Below are 17,548 nucleotides of genomic sequence, written 5' to 3'. Positions count from 1 at the left end.
TGCAATCCCAACAGGAATAAAAATATTATTTTAGAGCCATATGCATTACACCCTCGTCATCTACATCGGACTGTTATTTGTTATCCTGTTGCTTGTCATGCTGGCACAACGGCTCAGGATATCGTATCCTATTGTGCTGGTCCTCGGCGGATTGGTACTGAGCTTCATCCCCGGTTTACCTGCCATTTCAATAAACCCGGAGCTGATCTTCCTGATCTTTCTACCTCCCTTATTGTATGAAGCAGCCTGGTACACCTCCTGGAAAGAACTGTGGAAATGGAGGCGCGTGGTAAGTTCTTTTGCATTCCTGATAGTATTGCTTACCTCCTGTGTAATAGCCTGGGTATCCAGTAGCATTATCCCCGGTTTTACGCTGGCGCTGGGCTTCCTGCTGGGCGGTATCATTTCTCCGCCGGATGCAGTATCTGCCACTACTGTACTTAAAGGGCTGGACGTCCCTAAAAGGTTGATAAGTATAGTAGAAGGAGAGAGCCTGCTGAACGATGCATCCAGCCTGATCGTATTCCGTTTTGCCCTGGCCACGGTCATTACAGGAAGCTTCACCTTCCAGGCTGCAGCCGCCAGCTTCTTTATCGTGATCATCATGGGTATCCTGACGGGACTGGCCATAGCACTGGTATTCTATGCCATTCACCGCTGGCTGCCTACTACTCCCAGTATCGATACAGTGCTCACATTCATTGCGCCTTATGTCATGTACATTACGGCAGAACAGTTCCATTTCTCCGGTGTACTGGCAGTAGTGTGCGGAGGTTTGTTCCTGTCCGGCAAAAGCCATGATATGCTGAGCCATCGAAGCCGTATGCAAAGCGTCAACGTATGGGCCGCCGTCGGCTTTGTGCTGAACGGCGTCATATTTATGCTGATAGGACTGGAGCTGCCGGTAATAGTAGAACAACTGGGAGATACTTCTCTGTCTGATGCTATTAAATACAGTTTGATCATTACACTGGTAGTGATCGTTTCCCGTCTTCTCTGTACACTGGGTGCATCCCTATTTACCCGTGTGATCAGCAATGTCATAACAACGGCAGATAGTAACCCCGGCTGGCGTATGCCGCTGCTGTTCGGCTGGGCCGGGATGAGAGGAGTGGTGTCCCTGGCTGCCGCTTTATCTATCCCTCTGTATATTAATGGCACCCAGCCATTCCCCCAGAGAAACCTGATCCTGTTCATCACTTTTGTGGTGATACTGGTAACACTTGTTTTCCAGGGCTTAACACTCCCCCTGATGGTTCGCTGGCTTAAACCACACGCAGAAGACTCTCCTTTATCCGAACTGGAACAGGATACACTCATCCGTAAAAAGCTTGCTAAAACAGCCCTGGAACTGCTGAGTGAACGCTATAGTGATGAAGTAGATACCAACGAGCTGTTAATACAGATGAAAAACGGCCTGGAAAGTAAACAGGTATTCCTGGAGCACTTCACCAGCGATCCTGATGTACACCAGTCTATCAGCCGCTACCGGAACATATTCCAGGAAGTGCTGGCAGCTCAGCGCGATCTGCTGAAGAGAATGAACCGGAAAGCAGAATTTGATGAAGAGATCATCAGGAAACATTTCTCCATGCTGGATATGGAGGAAGAAAAACTGGAAAATCATCTGCATTAAAGTATTATGGCTGGAAAGAACGAAATAACCGTGTATGATGCAAAGGCCTTTACCAGTAAGTTCATGCCTTCCAAAGAACTGGAAGCCTTATTGAAGGGCGATCTCCGGAAATTCCTGGTAACCAGGCTGGAAGACATGTACAGGCATGTGAAAAAGGCAGTGCCTGCATCCCGCTCCGTCACGCATTCCTGTCTGTATCTTACCGCCGGAGAAGCCATCATGAAAATTGGCAGCGAGACTTATAGGGTTGGGAAGGATGAGCTGCTGTTCGTCCCGGCAGGACAGGTATTTTCCTTTAAAGAGAACGATGTGAACAAAGGCTTTTTCTGCAACTTTCATGATAACATGTTGCTGGGAAAATATGGCAACAGCGGCCTCCTGAAAGAATTTGAATTTTTACGCGTATGGGGAAACCCGAAGATATTGCCTGGTAAAAAAGCTTCCCGGTATATATTACAGGTGTTTGAACGACTGCTGGCAGAATACCAGGAGAACGGCGTCCGCAACCTCGATATCCTGCAGCCCTATTTTATAGCAATGCTCTGCGAAGTGAACAGGGCCTATCAGCCTGTGTCCGGCAGCAGGTATACGGCTGCAGAGAATATCGCGATTAAATTCCGCGAACTTGTCTTCTCCAATATAAGGACCAGGCACCTGGTAACCGATTATGCAGCCATGCTGAATATTTCTCCCAATCATCTCAATAAAACGGTGAAGGCCGTCACAGAAAGATCTCCTACAAAATGGATCGATGAAGCAATAGTGCTGGAAGCAAAAGTACTGTTGAACCAGAGTAATTTCCCTATCAGCGAAGTAGCTATACAGGTAGGTTTTGAAGATCAGTCCTACTTCACACGGTTATTCAGGAAGTATGAAGGCATCACTCCCTCAGAATTCAGGAAGATGATTGAAATGTCCTAAAGGTAGCTTTGTTTGTCCTAACAGCCGGTTCTATTTAGGCGGAGCTTTGCAGTGTAAAATGTAAACCTGCTCCGCAATTTTAAAGTATGTATTTTTTTCTTTTATTCTCTCATGCTGTTTTCAGGTGGCTGGTCCTGCTAAGCCTTACGTATGCCCTTTATCGTGGTATAAGAGGTTGGTACAACCACGCTGCTTTTACCGCAACTGATAATACAGTAAGGCACCTCACCGCTACTATCGCACATGTACAGCTGGCGCTGGGTTATGTACTGTATTTCAAAAGCCCCGTTATCGCTTATTTCAGGACTAATTACCATGAAGCCGTCAGGCAGGGAGATTACCTGTTTTTCGGCCTGATACATATCCTGCTGATGACCTTATCCGTTGTCATCATCACAATAGGTTCCTCCGCAGCTAAACGTGCGGAAGGAGATAGTAAGAAATTCAGGACCATGACCATCCTTTTCGGAATTGCCCTGCTGATAATTTTTATTGCCATACCCTGGCCTTTTTCGCCACTGGCGCACAGGCCATATTTAAGATCATTTTAATCATGTTACGTTTTTTAAATACTAAAGTTGGCCGGTTAAGACTGATCGGTTTTCTGGAAGGCATTTCACTGTTATTACTACTGGGTATTGCTGTGCCCCGTAAATACGCTTTCGGCGATCCTTCCCTGGTAAAAATGCTGGGCCCCGTGCACGGTTTCTTCTTTGTGGTCTTCGTGATCAATACGTTGAGTGTTGGTATAGAGTACAAATGGAGGTTTTCTGAGATAACATGGAAAGTATTAGTAGCCTGTATGATCCCTTTCGGTACCTTTTACATTGATTACAGGATCTTGAGAAAGATGGATTGAAAAACCAGGAAGGTGGCGTATTTTTAAATTATGAAAATGGAACGCTACCTTCCTGCCCCTGCCTTACGGCCTTTCATCAAAACTTTCATGATCATTGAATGTGATGAGAGCAGGACCAACTATGTAGTGCCCGATACCGGTATAGTGATGGCATTCAGGTACAAGGGGAAGGTAAGCTGGCTGGCTGACGGGGTTAAAGGTATTTTCCCTGCCGCAGCGCTGACAGGGCTAAGAAAAACACACCGTAGTATCCTTTATGATGATAATACCGCAAACTTACTGGTGGTATTCCGGGAGAATGGAGCGGCCGCTTTTTTCAGGGAGCCGATGAACAAAGTGTTTGGCAGCAATGTACCGCTGGAGCAGCTGATACCTGCTCATAAACTGGAAACGGTCATTGCCCGCCTGGAAGAAGCAGGTAATAATGAAGCACGGATTGCCATAATGGAAAATTTCCTGTTGAACGAAAAACGTGAATTTCAGCCGGACGCACTGATAGAACATGCCATCATACAGATCCAAAGCGCAGGAGGCGACCTCAGAATGAAATCATTGCTGAAAGAACTGCATATCAGCCAGGACCCGTTTGAAAAGCGCTTCCGCCGTATAGTAGGCGCTACTCCCAAACAGTTCTCCACTATTACCCGTTTAAGAAATATTATAACCCAGCCGGCAGCATCTTTTACAGAGAAAGCATATGCAGCAGGGTATTTTGACCAGGCGCATTTCATAAAGGATTTCAAAGCCTTTACCGGAAAAACTCCCGGAGAGTTTTACCAGTCTCCCAACTTCTGGTGATTTTATCCCGGTCAACAGATCTCAAAGAAAGACTACTTTTATTTCCTGACTTATTTTACAATCATTGATTCGTAACACGAAAATGTTATTAGTATAGCCGTGTCCGAATGCTATTTTTGTCTAGTGTAATGCAAGAGATGACCTTATAGCCTTGTTATCGTATTTGTTCCCACACCTACTTTACCCGGCTATATTTTTATGTCAATAATCATTTTGCCACCAATAATCTTTAATAGCTGGACAATTTTTAGGATGTATATAGAGAAGTTCGTAACGATGTTGTTAAACTAGAAATCTGATTGAATAAGTTTGAATCTGTCGTCTATACCAGAAGCCTTTGCCGGTTAAGATAACCCTTTACCATAAATGAACTTATAATGCGGTTTTTTCGGACACTTTTACTATTGGGCTGTACAGCGCTTATTGCCTTCATCTACTTTTCCTGCCAGAGATCAAAGCTTACTGGATTTTCTTACAGCTCTTGGTGATGACCCTAATAGGGCCAATTACGATGCAGAGCCGGATGTATTCAGCTTCAATTTTGGGAAGTATTCTGGGAAATTCATTCTCGATGAGAATAGAAGTCCGGTGCTGCTGAGTTATTCTGCATTGAAGGTGGAAAGAGATATTGGAGCCGAAAATGTTCTTAACTGGAAAATCACAGATCCGGAGGGTATCCAGTACTATTTTGGAGGTGATTCGGCAAGAGATCAATCCCACAAAACAACATTTGGAACGGGTTGCGGGAAAAGCTTCCCAAGCGGATCTGTAACTGCCTGGTATCTTGCTAAGATCATTCATCCCAATAACGATACCGTCTATTTTGATTATTCCAGGGTGGGCATGACTTATACAACCGGTATCAGTCAGACAATGTATGCTAAATCTGACTTTCAGGATGTATGTAATGGATCAATGGTCGCATGCGGTACAATTCCAAACACAACATGTTTAGTGGCGCTTACTTCAAATATGGCACTTCTGAAGGAGATTAGAAGTACAGGCGGAGCCAGATTGAAGTTTACATATATCAACAGAAAGGATGTTGCTGACAGGCTTTTGTCTAAAATAGAGTTCTTCTCTGCTGGGGTGAGTACCGCCCTGAAGACTTTTGAGCTTTCATATAGCTATTCTTTCAACTCTTCTTATTTAAATAGCTATAATGGTGATTCGTCTTATCGCTACCGGCCATTTTTAAGCCAGTTAGCAGAATATGGCAATAGTATAGCTGACCAGAAAGTATATGGCTTTAGTTACCTGAATTTAAATAATGTAGCGCCCAGGTTGAGCTTTGCCCAGGATCATTATGGGTATTTCAATGGGCAGAATAATACAACATTTATCCCCAAACCATCCTTTCCATCCATGCAGGATAGGTTTCCTTCTGCAACCGCAAACAGGGAAATTAATCCGGCCTACGCAGCTAATGGGATGCTGTCGAAGATTATTTATCCTACAGGAGGTAGTGACAGCATCATTTATGGCAGTAATATGGTATATAAAACCTATGAAGTTACTCCTGCACCGATTGTTTATAGCATTGGAGGAACAGGAAATCTGAATTTTAGTATGGTGAAAAGATCATCTCCCGATATGCCCGTGGCTATTACGCAGGAGGTTCGTATTCAGGGATGGTGTTCTTTTAATCCGGATGCCGGTTATGAATATGATGACAGGCATCACCTGTCTTCAGTTACAGTTGTTGATGTAACCAATAGCGCAACTGTTTACAGTATTACTTTACGGCCGGGTGAGAGCTTTAATAAGGTGCTTGACTTTGTGACTGGAAACACCTATAGAGTAGATGTCGTTTCTAATGGCCTGCCAGTGACCAGCTACGCAGATTTCTCATATATTCCTGGAAATAAGACTTACCGGCAGGGAAATCTTGATGCAGGAGGTATGCGGGTGGAAAAAGTTATCACAAAAGACCATCTTTCCGGTACTAATAAGGTGAAGAAATACCTGTATGGTACTGAAACTGATCAGGGAATTTCGTCCGGTGGAACGATCTTCGAGCCTTCGTACGATCAGTATATGGATCTGCAGCAACCATGTTCTGGCTCCATCCCTGGTTGCGAATTTTCTCATTGTTACTATTATTCACTGTTTTCCAGCTCCATTAATAATATTTATACTTATGCTCAGTCACCGGTATCTTATAGTTATGTTACTGAGTCGGAAGGTGAGAATTTTGAAAACGGTGGAACAAACCATACTTATGTCATTGCTCCTGATATTCCAGGGAACAGCGTATTGGGAAATTATATTCCATCAGCACCATTTACCGGCTATAGCTGGAAGAATGGACTGGAAACAATAACCCATACCTTCCGTATAGAAGGCGGACAGACAAAATCTGTTCAGAAAGTATTTAATCATTATAAAGAAGATACCCGTATTAATCAGGAAATCAGGGGATATGTTGTAAATAAACGCCGGGAACAGACCTGTTTCCATACTCCTGTAGAATCCTCCGATTTTGAAGCTTTTGATCTGCTGGCCTATTCCTATTTCCCTAAATGGATATACGTGGATAGCACAAGAACATTGACCTATACGAGTGATGGACAACAGTACCAGGAAGATGTTGCCGTTTTTACCTATGGGAATAAAGATCATGCGGAGCTGACGGCAACTACCAAACTGAAAAGCGCCGGAGACCTGGAAAGTGTCGAAAGCTATTATCCACAGGATGTCACTTACACGGGCACTGAAGAAACTGCCCGGCAGGCATTGGTAAGTAAGCATATTATAGCCCCGGTTATGGAACAAAGTGTAAAAGTAGGAGGTACCCAGACTTACCATATGTGGACGAGTTATCAGGTATTCCCGAATGGACTTGTATTACCTCAATCACAGAAATTACAGATAGCCGCCAATCCGGTTGAAATGGGATATATTTTCTATAGCTATGATAATAAGGGTAAACTGCTGGAACAGTCAAAATCCAATGATGTCCATGAGGTTTATCTATGGGGATATAACAGCCGTTACCCGGTTGCCAAAGTGGTGGGAGCTTCCTATTCTGCAGTCATTTCTCTTGTTAACCAGGGAGTTCTTGACAATCCATCCGATGACCAAACCCTGAGGACGGAATTACAAAAAATACGCACCGGCCTGCCTTCGGCGCAGGTTATAACTTATACTTATAAAGATCTGGTTGGACCAACCAGTACAACAGATCCCGCCGGTAGAACAATCTTTTATGAATATGACAACATGGGAAGACTCAATGTAGTCCGTGATCAGAATGGCAAGATCCTTAAAGTGAATGACTACAGGTACCAGTATCCTTTTTCTGTTAATTGACCTCTAAATTGATACTAATGCAAAGAATAAATCCCTATAAATGGTTGTTCGCCCTCAGTTTATTTATGCAGTATCATTTGTATGCGCAGGTAACACCTGCAAGTACAGGGAATCCTGTGAGCGCAACACCAGTTACCATTCCTTCTTCTTATACAGGTACCACTCTTAATTATATACGCTCATGGGAGCCCAGTATGCCGTCTGCCGACATAGGCACTGTTACTGCAACAGGGAGAACGTTAAGTGAAGTAAAGCAGAGTACTCAATATATCGATGGTCTAGGAAGACCTATACAGACGGTTAATAAAGGCATCAGCCCTAATGGCAGCGATCTTGTAACTCCTGTTATTTATGACGTCTATGGAAGGGAACAATTTAAATACCTGCCATTTGTACCTCAGGCTGATAATGTAAATGATGGTGGTTTTAAACAGAATCCTTTTAATGCGCAATCTCAATTTTATAAGAATGCCAACCTGAACCTCGGGACGGTTGGAGAAAGTATTTACTATAGCCAGGCCGAATTTGAGGCATCCCCTTTGAACAGGGTACTAAAGTCTTTTGCACCGGGAAACAGCTGGGCTAAAGAAGGAGCGAATAGACCGGTGCAGAATCAATATCTGGTCAATACCGCCGCAGACTCAGTGCGTATCTGGAATATCAGTATTGACGGAGATATTCCCACCAGTATTAGCGGAAGGATATATGCAGCGGGAAGATTATTTAAGAATGTAACGATAGATGAAGCAGGAAATAAAATAGTAGAATATAAAGATAATGAAGATCATATTGTCTTGAAAAAGACCCAGTTAGCAGAAACTCCCGGAGAGGCGCATGTAGGTTGGTTATGTACTTACTACGTATATGATGATCTGGACAATCTGCGGTTTGTCATTCCTCCTAAAGCTGTTCAACTGATATCTTCAGATTGGACTGTCAGCTCAGATATTGCTGCTGAACTCTGTTTCAGTTATCGCTATGATGGTCGCAACCGGATGGTAGTGAAACAAGTGCCCGGGGCTGGGCCTGTTTATATGGTGTATGATGTCAGAGACAGGTTGGTATTCATACAGGATGCAGTACAGCGCTCTAAATCTACACCAGAGTGGCTGGCTACATTCTATGATGAGCTGAACCGCCCTGTTATGACGGCGATTTATAAATCAGGCAGTACACGGGAGGTATTACAGCAAAGTATGAATACTTCATCTTCAAACGGAACAATAACGTATGATTTCCCTGCTAAGTCAGATTTATATGTTGACAGGTATACGGGAGAGAACAAGTTTGCAGCTACTCAAAGCATAAACTTCATAGAAGTATTTGATTCAGGTGAGAATGCCAACTTTGATGCAAATATAGAACCGGGAGGCACTTCGGGATCTTCAACAATAACTGCAACAAATCCTTTACCTGGAATTGCTTCATCAGATCTCATACCATTGACATATACCTATTATGATAATTATAATTATACAGGCAGGCTTCCTTTTGAAAGTGGTGATATCAGTAAACCACAGGCAGGAGGAAATCCGTATGCGGAGCCATTGCCCGGTACGCCAGGTAATATGACATCAGGATTGGTTACTGGTACTAAAGTACGTGTTCTGGGAACTGATCAATGGCTGACAACAAGCTCTTATTATGATGATAAAGGGCGTGTTATCCAGGTAGTTAGTGAAAATAACGTTGGTGGCCGCGACGTAATAACCAGCCTTTATGACTTTAATGGTAAGGTTTTAAGCAATTATGTGAACCATAAGAATCCTCGTAGCGTCCTGACACCTGGAATCGGTGTGTTAACTTCAAATTTATATGATGCTGCCGGGAGGTTGGTCCAGGTGAAGAAGAAGGTAAATGATGAACCGGAACAGGTAATTGTGGCTAATAGTTATGATGAATTAGGCCAGCTGAAACAGAAACGCCTTGGTGTGACCGGTGCTGATACGCAGCTTGATTCAATAACTTATACTTACAATATCCGTGGATGGATATCTGGTATTAACAAGGCTTATGTAAATACTGCCAATGGCAATTTTAACTGGTTTGGACAGGAACTGAATTATGATCAGGGATTTACTACTAACCAATATAATGGGAATATATCCGGAATCAAGTGGAAGTCTAAGGGTGATGGAGTAAGCCGGGCTTATGGATACAGCTATGATAAAGGGAATCGTCTTACAATAGCAGATTTTACTCAGCAGAATAATGGTAGTACTACCTGGACAAGAGATAAAGTAGACTTTTCGGTAAGTAACCTGTTGTATGACGCCAATGGCAATATTAATTCCATGACTCAGAAAGGGATGGTGGGGACAGCAATTACTACTATCGATCAGCTTGGCTATTCTTATCAGGCAAACAGTAATAAATTACTGTCAGTATCAGATCCGGTTAATACAGTGGTGGCTAAGCTGGGAGATTTTAACAATGGTACTAATATTGGTAATGATTACAGCTATGATGCTAATGGTAATCTAGTAAGCGATCAGAATAAAGGTATTAGTTCAATCATTTATAATCATCTAAACCTGCCTTCCCTGATCACTATCACTGGTAAAGGTACAATCAGCTATGTATATGATGCCACTGGCAATAAGATGAAGAAAACAGTGATAGATAATACTATATCTCCTGCCAGAATAACGGTTACCGACTATCTGGGAGGATTTGTTTATCGTCAGGACAGTTTGGAATTTGCAGGTCACGAGGAAGGACGTATTCGTCCTGTATATAAATCTGGTCAGTCCGTGAGCTATGCTTATGATTACTTTGAGAAAGATCATCTTGGTAATGTACGCGTAGTGTTGGGGACGCAAACAGATGCCAGCGTTTATGCAGCGACTATGGAAACGGCTGTTGCTGAAAAAGAAAATGCTTTATTTAGCAATGTAGATGTAACCCGGCAGGCATTGCCCGTAGGTTATCCTGCTGATGCTACTACAGATCCTAATACGTTTGTTGCCCGCCTCAATGCTGTAAACGGTTCAAAAATAGGTCCTTCTCTTGTTTTACGTGTAATGGCAGGAGATACGGTTCAGCTGGGAGTAAAAGCATTCTATAAAAGCGCGGGCACCAGTACATCTAATACCACTCCTGAAAACATGCTGTCTGCGATCATTTCTGCTTTCAGTGGGGAAAATGTAAATGATGGTGCACATGCCGCGACAGGAAGTAATTCGCCTATCGCTTCCAACTTCACAAGTAGCGATTATACGGCATTAAAAACTTCTGATCCTTCCCAGAATCTGACCGACAAGCCCAAAGCCTATCTCAATTATGCGTTGTTTGATGATCAGTTCCGGATAGTTAATGAAAACAGCGGTGTTAAGCAGGTACAAGGAAGCCCTGATGAGTTACAGACATTATCAGTAGATAGAACCGTTATTAAGAAGAGTGGATTTTTATATATTTACACGAGCAATGAGAGCGGAGAAGATGTGTTCTTTGATAACCTGGTTGTGTCGCATAATAATGGTCCATTATTAGAGGAGACGCACTATTACCCGTTTGGATTGACGATGGCAGGAATAAGTGCGAATGCTTTGAAAGGGGAAGGGTATTTGGAGAATAGGAAGAAGTACAACGGTAACGAATTGCAGTCAAAGGAATTTATAGAGAAAGGGTTAGATTGGTATGATTTTAATGCGAGGATTTATGATCAACAAATAGGAAGATTTCACCAAATAGACCCTTGGATGGAAGTAGAAGGGCAGGAGATATTTACTCCTTATCAATTCTCTTACAATAATCCGATACGTTACAACGATCCTGACGGAAGATGCCCAGTATGTCCGGTAATCCCCTTCGTTATAGAAACTTTAGAGATAGGTTGGAGTGCTTATCGGGTCTATAAGACTGGCGCAACTGTTGTAACGGTTATGAGAGTATTAAACGAAGGTGCCATAGAAGGTGCTGATGCTGGTAAACCTAATAGTAATCCAGCGCCCGTAGACAATACGGCTGTAAAGAGAGAAATACCAGTTGGGAAGGCGCCAGCTGACGTGGATATGCCATTGCCAATTCCTGGTAGATTGGATAAGTCTTCAGAAAAAGGACCTGTGAAGCAAGAAGCTGCAAAAGAAAGACATGGCGGAGGTAAAAATGGGCAACATGCAAATCAAAAGGCCAGAGAGTCAGCACGGGAGCGATATGAGAGAGCGAAAAAAGAGTACGACGCTTTAAACTCGAAGCCTAACAAAACCAAAGAGGATAAGAAGGAGCTAGATAAACTTGAAAGAACGGTTAATCATGAGAAGAGAAAGATGGATAATACTGGAGAAAATCATAGTCGCAAGGCAAAAGGAAGTTGATTATTAATGAAAAATAATTTTAGCCTAATGGAATTGTATACATTTCTTATGGAATTCAGAGGGGGAACCTATATAAGTCAATTTAATGCTGGAAAATTGCAGGAGGCTGTTCTATTATGGACTGAACATTTAGAGATAAAGGAGATTAAATATTTGAGTGAAAAAGGGAAAGCCGAAATAAAAGAAAAAATTAAAAGCAAAGAACCTATAAAAATACGAGACCGTAAAAATATATGGTTTTTCTGTATGTCAATTAAGATGGGTTTTGTCGCGGTTAATGTGGTTAAGACAAGTCTCGACTAATTTTTAAAATTAAAACAGTAAAGTGGAACTGCTACATTTGCCAGGACACAGAGTTAAGCTCTTTTCGTAACTTTGAATCCAAAGTGCTTATATAATTTTCTCTACATCTTGCTTAAATGAAATGGAGGATCTGTGGATTTACATCAAGTAATAAGATTGTATTAGCTTTGGATAAAGCTTTAGTAAGAAAGTTTCACCAGTATAAAATAAAAGTAATACAAGATAACAAAAGTGGTGTATTATGAAGAATGATAACAAGCGTGGGGTAGAATTGAAGGTAGTGGGTGTAGTTACATTCGTCGTAACAATTCTCGCAGTTTTTGTATATGCATTGGAGGGTATCCTGTTATTACCTCTGATGAAAGAAGCAATTAGCGCAGTTGTTAATAATGAATCTTCTGGTCGCGAAAAACTAGCTTATACAGCTTTGGTGGTAGAAGTAAAGTCATGGATTGCTTTACTCGTTTCTTATTTTCTGTTTGGAATATATCTTCTTTTTAGTAAAAATAGATGGGGTAGAGAGACCACAATCGCCTACCGGATCTCACTTTTGTTAGTGTTTTTTTTAAGAATATAGACGATATGCGGTACTTAATATGAGATGTCTCATAGTTGTAAGACCGGTTTTTGTTATTAATTGCATAGTATAACGTTTTCAAGTATGGGTAGACGATAATAATCTTATTGATGCAATTTTGGTATCTCCTGTAAATAAATTTGATTAATCGTGAATACGGCTATCAGACCTAATAGAAGTAATTGTCGTTTTACGATTCTTTTGAACAGATATGTGAGGGCGACTAATTTTGAAAGATTTATTGTTTATCGCTGTTCTTATTAGTAATTCAACGCATTAAGATGCTCTAATAACTGTCTTTTGCACAGGCTATTCTTTAGGTTGATCTGGATGTGAATCTCAGCCGGAAGATAAGAAAGCTAAATCATTAAATAATTAAAGCTGAAGTGGGACTTTATACATTCATAATGGAATTCCGGGAAGGAACCTATATTAACCAGGTAAATGGAGTAACCCTACATGAAACCCCATTACTATGGGCCTGCCAACTTGATGTGAAGCAAATTAAACATTTGGGCGAAAAAGGGAAATTGGAAATAATGAAAGGCTTAACGATGAAATGCCTACTGTAATTGATAATTGTACCAACGTTTGGTTCTTCTGCCTTTCCATCAGGGCTGGTTTTATTGGCGTCAACATTAATTATAAAAACAAGTTCAGACAGCTTTTCATGACTGAAAAATAGATTCGAAAGGATATTTTTGCATACAATGTTGTGAATGATTAATGGAAAGAAGTGTTTTTTAATTATGCTACAGTAATTGTCTTAAATAACGTATAACCATCCGTATTATTCCCTGTAATTGAATCAGCCATATTTCCATTCAGACTATTAGAAAAAATACTGTCTTGTGTGTTTGATGTATCAGGTGTTCCATTATAACCATCTGTTCCATAAACCGACATATAAGTGGAAACAGGAAAGGCAATTTGAGTAACCAGGAGTGAGGTTCCTCCAGAAGTTAATATTTCAACATGAATATGTGGTGCTCTGCCCGGATACCAGCCTGGAAATATGCTGATGAAGGATACCTGCCCATTTGTATCTGTAGCTTGCCTTCCTCTCAAATAATTAGCATTGGTTTGAGTGGTATATTGAGAGTACAATCCATCCTTATCACATTGCCAGACGTCTACAAGTACATTTGCAAGCGGAGTACAACCATTGCTTTTATCCTGTATGGTCAGGGTCATTAAAAGAGGAATACCTGTTCTGTCTCCAATAATACTTGCTCTTACATACTGTGCCGGAGTTTGTATAGGAAACGGCCCTTTGGTTTCCGTGGGCGAAACAGTACAATCACTACCAGGATTGTTACTGCTATCCACATTATCATCTTTTGAACAGGAAGAAATAACGCTGGGCAATGCTATAATAGAACCTAATCCGAAAAGACCTTTCTTCAAAAAATGCTTTCTATCCATATCTTGTTTTTTATGCAGATGACTCAAAGATGCAACCATCCAACGCATAAAAACATTGAACAAGTTCAATAAATAAGATTTGCTGCCAGCTATATTGCTTATTTATCCAATAACCTTCTGTGATAATTGATCTGCCCCAGGTGATAAGCCAGGTGCATAGCTAAGTGCGTCAGGAAATAGGCCGTTGACATTTTACTCTCAAACACTACTTTAGGATATTCTTCTTCCAGCTTATGTGCCGGCAAGGCATCAAGTGTTTTCTCAATAATACTGATAGCACCATCTATCATCTGTAATAACTCACTTCTGGGAACATCTTTCTTCGAAAATTCCTCTTCCCTGTTCCTGATATAACCGGAATGGCCGAGTTCAGCCCCTATAAAAGTATTCAGGTTACCTACCAGGTGCAGGCAGAGGTTGCCGGCAGAGTTAGCAATATTCCCGTCAATGATCCAGATATTCTGTTCATGCTGATAAGCGCTTATCTCAGTTTTTAACTTTAAAAGATCTCTCTGGAAGAGTTGTTTAAGGACAGTCTGCATAAAATTTTATTCTGTTCTCAATTTAGTAAAGAACTTCTATATCTTTGGCTCCTACATAAAAATCAGCATTGATGAGCGGGCCAGTTTATATAAGACATGCCTCAGTAAAAGACGCAGCACAGATAGCAGTGCTGTCTGAAGAGCTTGGTTATCCAACAACGGTGAAAGACACTATTTCCAATCTTACAGCCATAGACAAAAGCAACTACGACGTTGCCTATGTAGCTGTGGCGGGAGAGCTGGTCGTAGGCTGGATCCATGTACTTTACAGCATCCGCCTGGAATCCGGGCCATTCTGTGAAATAGGAGGGCTGGTAGTGTCAAAAACGGTACAGGGGAAAGGAATAGGAAAACTGCTGGTAGAGAAAGCTATCAAATGGGTAGCCGAAAGGAATATACAGAAGCTGAGGGTAAGAAGCAACGTGATAAGGGAAGGTGCACACGCATTCTACCTGAAGAATGGTTTCCACGAACAGAAACAGCAGAAGGTATTTGAATATTTATTGCCTGAAGTATAAAAGAACTGCCGGATGAAGATCCGGCAGTTTTGCTTTACATTATTCAACGCTTGTCTTTCAATGACCAGCCTGTTTTCAGCCCAACAACAAAGATGACAAGTAAGATCTCCCCTGTTGCAAGCAGTATATCGCCCGGTACACGCAGCCAGCGTAGAAGCTGCATGGTTTCCGTCTGCATGAAATCTGCTGACCTCGCATACCAGTAACCATGCTGGATAGAAGCAACGGTCTGCATAATACCAATAGGTAGTATACTGATGCTTACCATTACCAGCAGGCCTATATTGGTACACCAGAATGACCAGCCTATCAGTTTATTATTCCAGTGATGATCAGGGTATAATCCCCGCAGTACAAACAACATCAGCCCTATACCCAGTATGCCATACACGCCGAAGAGGGCGGTATGTCCGTGTACGGCTGTAGTGTTCAGCCCCTGTAAGTAGTACAGTGCAATAGGAGGGTTGATGGCAAAGCCAAAGATCCCCGCTCCCAGGAAATTCCAGAAACAGATAGCAATAAAGCAGTAGATAGGCCACTTATATGCTTTTATCCACTCGGTAGATTTGCTCAATGTGTAGTTATGATATGCTTCATAGCCAATAAGTACCAGGGGCACTATTTCCAGCGCACTGAAAGTGGCGCCCAGTGCCAGTACGGCCACAGGGGTAGCACTGAAATAAAGATGGTGGAAAGTACCCAGGATACCGCCCGCCAGGAACACGATGGTAGAAAAGAGCACACCCGTGGTAGCAGACTGAATACGCAGCAGCCCCAGACGACAGAAAAGAAAGGCAGATACGACAGTAGCAAACACTTCAAAGAAGCCTTCCACCCACAGATGCACTACCCACCAGCGCCAGTATTCTGCAATCGCCAGGTGTGTTTGCCTGCCGTACATCAGCCCGGCGGCATAGAATACAGCTATAGCCACAGAAGCTATCACAAAGAGCGTCAGCAGGTGCCGGCTTTCATCCTTCTTTTTCAATGCCGGCAGCAGGGCCCGCATCATCAGTACCAGCCAGATGATAAGGCCGGCCAGCAGCAATATCTGCCAGATCCTGCCCAGCTCAATATATTCATATCCCTGGTGCCCCCAGAGGAAGTTATCTATCAGTCCCAGTTTCTGCATCACACCCAGCCATTGTCCGGTAAGAGAACCGCCCACAACAATGATAAGCGCAACGAAGAGGATGTTCACACCCAGTTTCTGGTAAGGAGGCTCATAGCCGGAAATAGCAGGAGCCATATAAAGCCCTGTAGCCAGCCAGGATGTAGCTATCCAGAAAATAGCCAGCTGCACATGCCAGCTGCGGGAAATAGATTGAGGAAGGAACTTGTCCAGCGGTATGCCATAAAAGGCCTGTCCTTCCACGCCATAGTGCGCTGTGATAATACCTGCCACCATCTGCACCAGTATCAGCGCGCTTACTACCCAGATATATTTCAGCACTGCCTTCATGGAAGGAGTGGCTTTCATATTCCTTAACGGATCAGCAGCAGGCAGTGGAATATGTTCATCATCTTTATTACGTGCATGGTAAAGCACCAGTAGCGCCACACCTGCCAGCAGCAGCAGCACGCTGAAGCCTGACCAGATATGAAGGGATGCTGACGGGATGTTACCTACCAGTTCATCTCCCGGCCAGTTGTTGGTAAAGGTAATGTTACTACCCGGTCTTTCTGTAATACATACCCACGTAGCCCATGCAAAGAAGGCAGCCATTTTCTGCATCCTTGCAGGATCTTTGATAGCACCTTCAGGAATAGCATACTGCCCCCGCAGGCGGCTGAATGAAGTGTCTGTCATGAACAGCTTCGTATAGTAAGAAGACAGATCGCGGAAAACAGCTGCCCGGCTGTCTGAATAAGTGATCACATCAGATGCAGCATCATAGGTGTTCTTCCTGAGCTCCTGCTTCATCCGCTCTTTGTAGATCAGCTGCTGTTCCGCGGGTAAAGACTTATAATTCTTACCATCTTTCTCTGCCAGCTTGCTAAGCATCAGCTCTGCTTCCCTGTGCAGGTAATCCGCCGTCCAGTCCGGTGCTATGTAGGCCCCATGGCCCCATATGCTGCCCGTTGTTTGTCCGCCTATAGACTGCCACACATTCTGCCCGTCTTTTATTTCCTGCCCTGTAAACAGCGTCTCTCCGGAGCTGCTTACCACCCTTCCCGGTATAGGAGGTGCCTTTCTATAGATATCAGTTCCAAAGAAAATAAGCGCGGCAAATGAGCTGAGCATGACAATCCCCAGCCATCGCCATAGTTTTTTTGTAGTCATGGCTAATAGAATACTTTTTTGTCTTTTATTATTGCAGAAGAAAACGGGCGCTGTATG

At 42.8% G+C, this 17,548-nt stretch carries 13 protein-coding genes; 10 read left to right on the top strand and 3 right to left on the bottom strand.

The window, feature by feature from the left end; genetic code table 11:
* The first annotated feature begins 40 nt into the window (after positions 1 to 40).
* The 9 genes from GO493_RS12820 to GO493_RS12780 all read left to right on the top strand — a co-directional run bounded on the left by GO493_RS12820 (position 41) and on the right by GO493_RS12780 (position 12,722).
* Positions 41 to 1,636 (top strand): Na+/H+ antiporter, encoded by a 1,596-nt coding sequence (locus tag GO493_RS12820; RefSeq protein ID WP_157306577.1) that lies wholly within the window; start codon positions 41 to 43, stop codon positions 1,634 to 1,636.
* Between the two features lie 6 nt (positions 1,637 to 1,642).
* Positions 1,643 to 2,557, top strand: a complete 915-nt coding sequence (locus GO493_RS12815; RefSeq protein ID WP_157306576.1) for an AraC family transcriptional regulator — start codon at positions 1,643 to 1,645, stop codon at positions 2,555 to 2,557.
* Between the two features lie 86 nt (positions 2,558 to 2,643).
* Positions 2,644 to 3,108 (top strand): hypothetical protein, encoded by a 465-nt coding sequence (locus tag GO493_RS12810; RefSeq protein WP_157306575.1) that lies wholly within the window; start codon positions 2,644 to 2,646, stop codon positions 3,106 to 3,108.
* A gap of 2 nt (positions 3,109 to 3,110) precedes the next feature.
* Positions 3,111 to 3,416: a DUF3817 domain-containing protein gene (locus tag GO493_RS12805; RefSeq protein ID WP_157306574.1), complete on the top strand. Its 306-nt coding sequence runs from the start codon at positions 3,111 to 3,113 to the stop codon at positions 3,414 to 3,416.
* A 36-nt stretch (positions 3,417 to 3,452) separates the two neighbouring features.
* The gene (locus GO493_RS12800) at positions 3,453 to 4,214 is read left to right on the top strand and encodes a helix-turn-helix domain-containing protein (protein ID WP_157306573.1); all 762 of its coding nucleotides are present in this window, start codon (positions 3,453 to 3,455) and stop codon (positions 4,212 to 4,214) included.
* A gap of 423 nt (positions 4,215 to 4,637) precedes the next feature.
* Positions 4,638 to 7,526: an RHS repeat domain-containing protein gene (locus tag GO493_RS12795; protein ID WP_157306572.1), complete on the top strand. Its 2,889-nt coding sequence runs from the start codon at positions 4,638 to 4,640 to the stop codon at positions 7,524 to 7,526.
* 17 nt (positions 7,527 to 7,543) lie between these two features.
* On the top strand, positions 7,544 to 11,842 hold the full coding sequence (locus GO493_RS12790) for a DUF6443 domain-containing protein (protein ID WP_157306571.1): 4,299 nt from the start codon (positions 7,544 to 7,546) through the stop codon (positions 11,840 to 11,842).
* Between the two features lie 27 nt (positions 11,843 to 11,869).
* Positions 11,870 to 12,145, top strand: coding sequence for a hypothetical protein (locus tag GO493_RS12785; protein ID WP_157306570.1), 276 nt, complete (start codon positions 11,870 to 11,872; stop codon positions 12,143 to 12,145).
* 241 nt (positions 12,146 to 12,386) lie between these two features.
* Complete coding sequence (locus GO493_RS12780) at positions 12,387 to 12,722, top strand: hypothetical protein (protein ID WP_157306569.1); 336 nt, start codon at positions 12,387 to 12,389, stop codon at positions 12,720 to 12,722.
* 747 nt (positions 12,723 to 13,469) lie between these two features.
* Here GO493_RS12780 and GO493_RS12775 read toward each other — a convergent pair.
* Positions 13,470 to 14,147 (bottom strand): dioxygenase family protein, encoded by a 678-nt coding sequence (locus tag GO493_RS12775; RefSeq protein WP_157306568.1) that lies wholly within the window; start codon positions 14,145 to 14,147, stop codon positions 13,470 to 13,472.
* A gap of 98 nt (positions 14,148 to 14,245) precedes the next feature.
* Entirely contained in the window at positions 14,246 to 14,689 is a 444-nt protein-coding gene (locus GO493_RS12770) for a DUF1572 family protein (RefSeq protein ID WP_157306567.1), read from the bottom strand.
* Positions 14,690 to 14,760: 71 nt separating this feature from the next.
* Here GO493_RS12770 and GO493_RS12765 point away from each other — a divergent pair, with 71 nt between their 5' ends.
* The gene (locus tag GO493_RS12765; RefSeq protein ID WP_157306566.1) at positions 14,761 to 15,207 is read left to right on the top strand and encodes a GNAT family N-acetyltransferase; all 447 of its coding nucleotides are present in this window, start codon (positions 14,761 to 14,763) and stop codon (positions 15,205 to 15,207) included.
* 43 nt (positions 15,208 to 15,250) lie between these two features.
* Here GO493_RS12765 and GO493_RS12760 read toward each other — a convergent pair whose 3' ends face one another.
* Positions 15,251 to 17,491 (bottom strand): nitric-oxide reductase large subunit, encoded by a 2,241-nt coding sequence (locus tag GO493_RS12760; RefSeq protein ID WP_157306565.1) that lies wholly within the window; start codon positions 17,489 to 17,491, stop codon positions 15,251 to 15,253.
* Positions 17,492 to 17,548 lie beyond the last annotated feature (57 nt).

Source organism: Chitinophaga tropicalis, from assembly GCF_009758205.1.
Lineage (GTDB): Bacteria > Bacteroidota > Bacteroidia > Chitinophagales > Chitinophagaceae > Chitinophaga > Chitinophaga tropicalis.
This window is presented reverse-complemented; position numbering and strand designations above follow the sequence as displayed.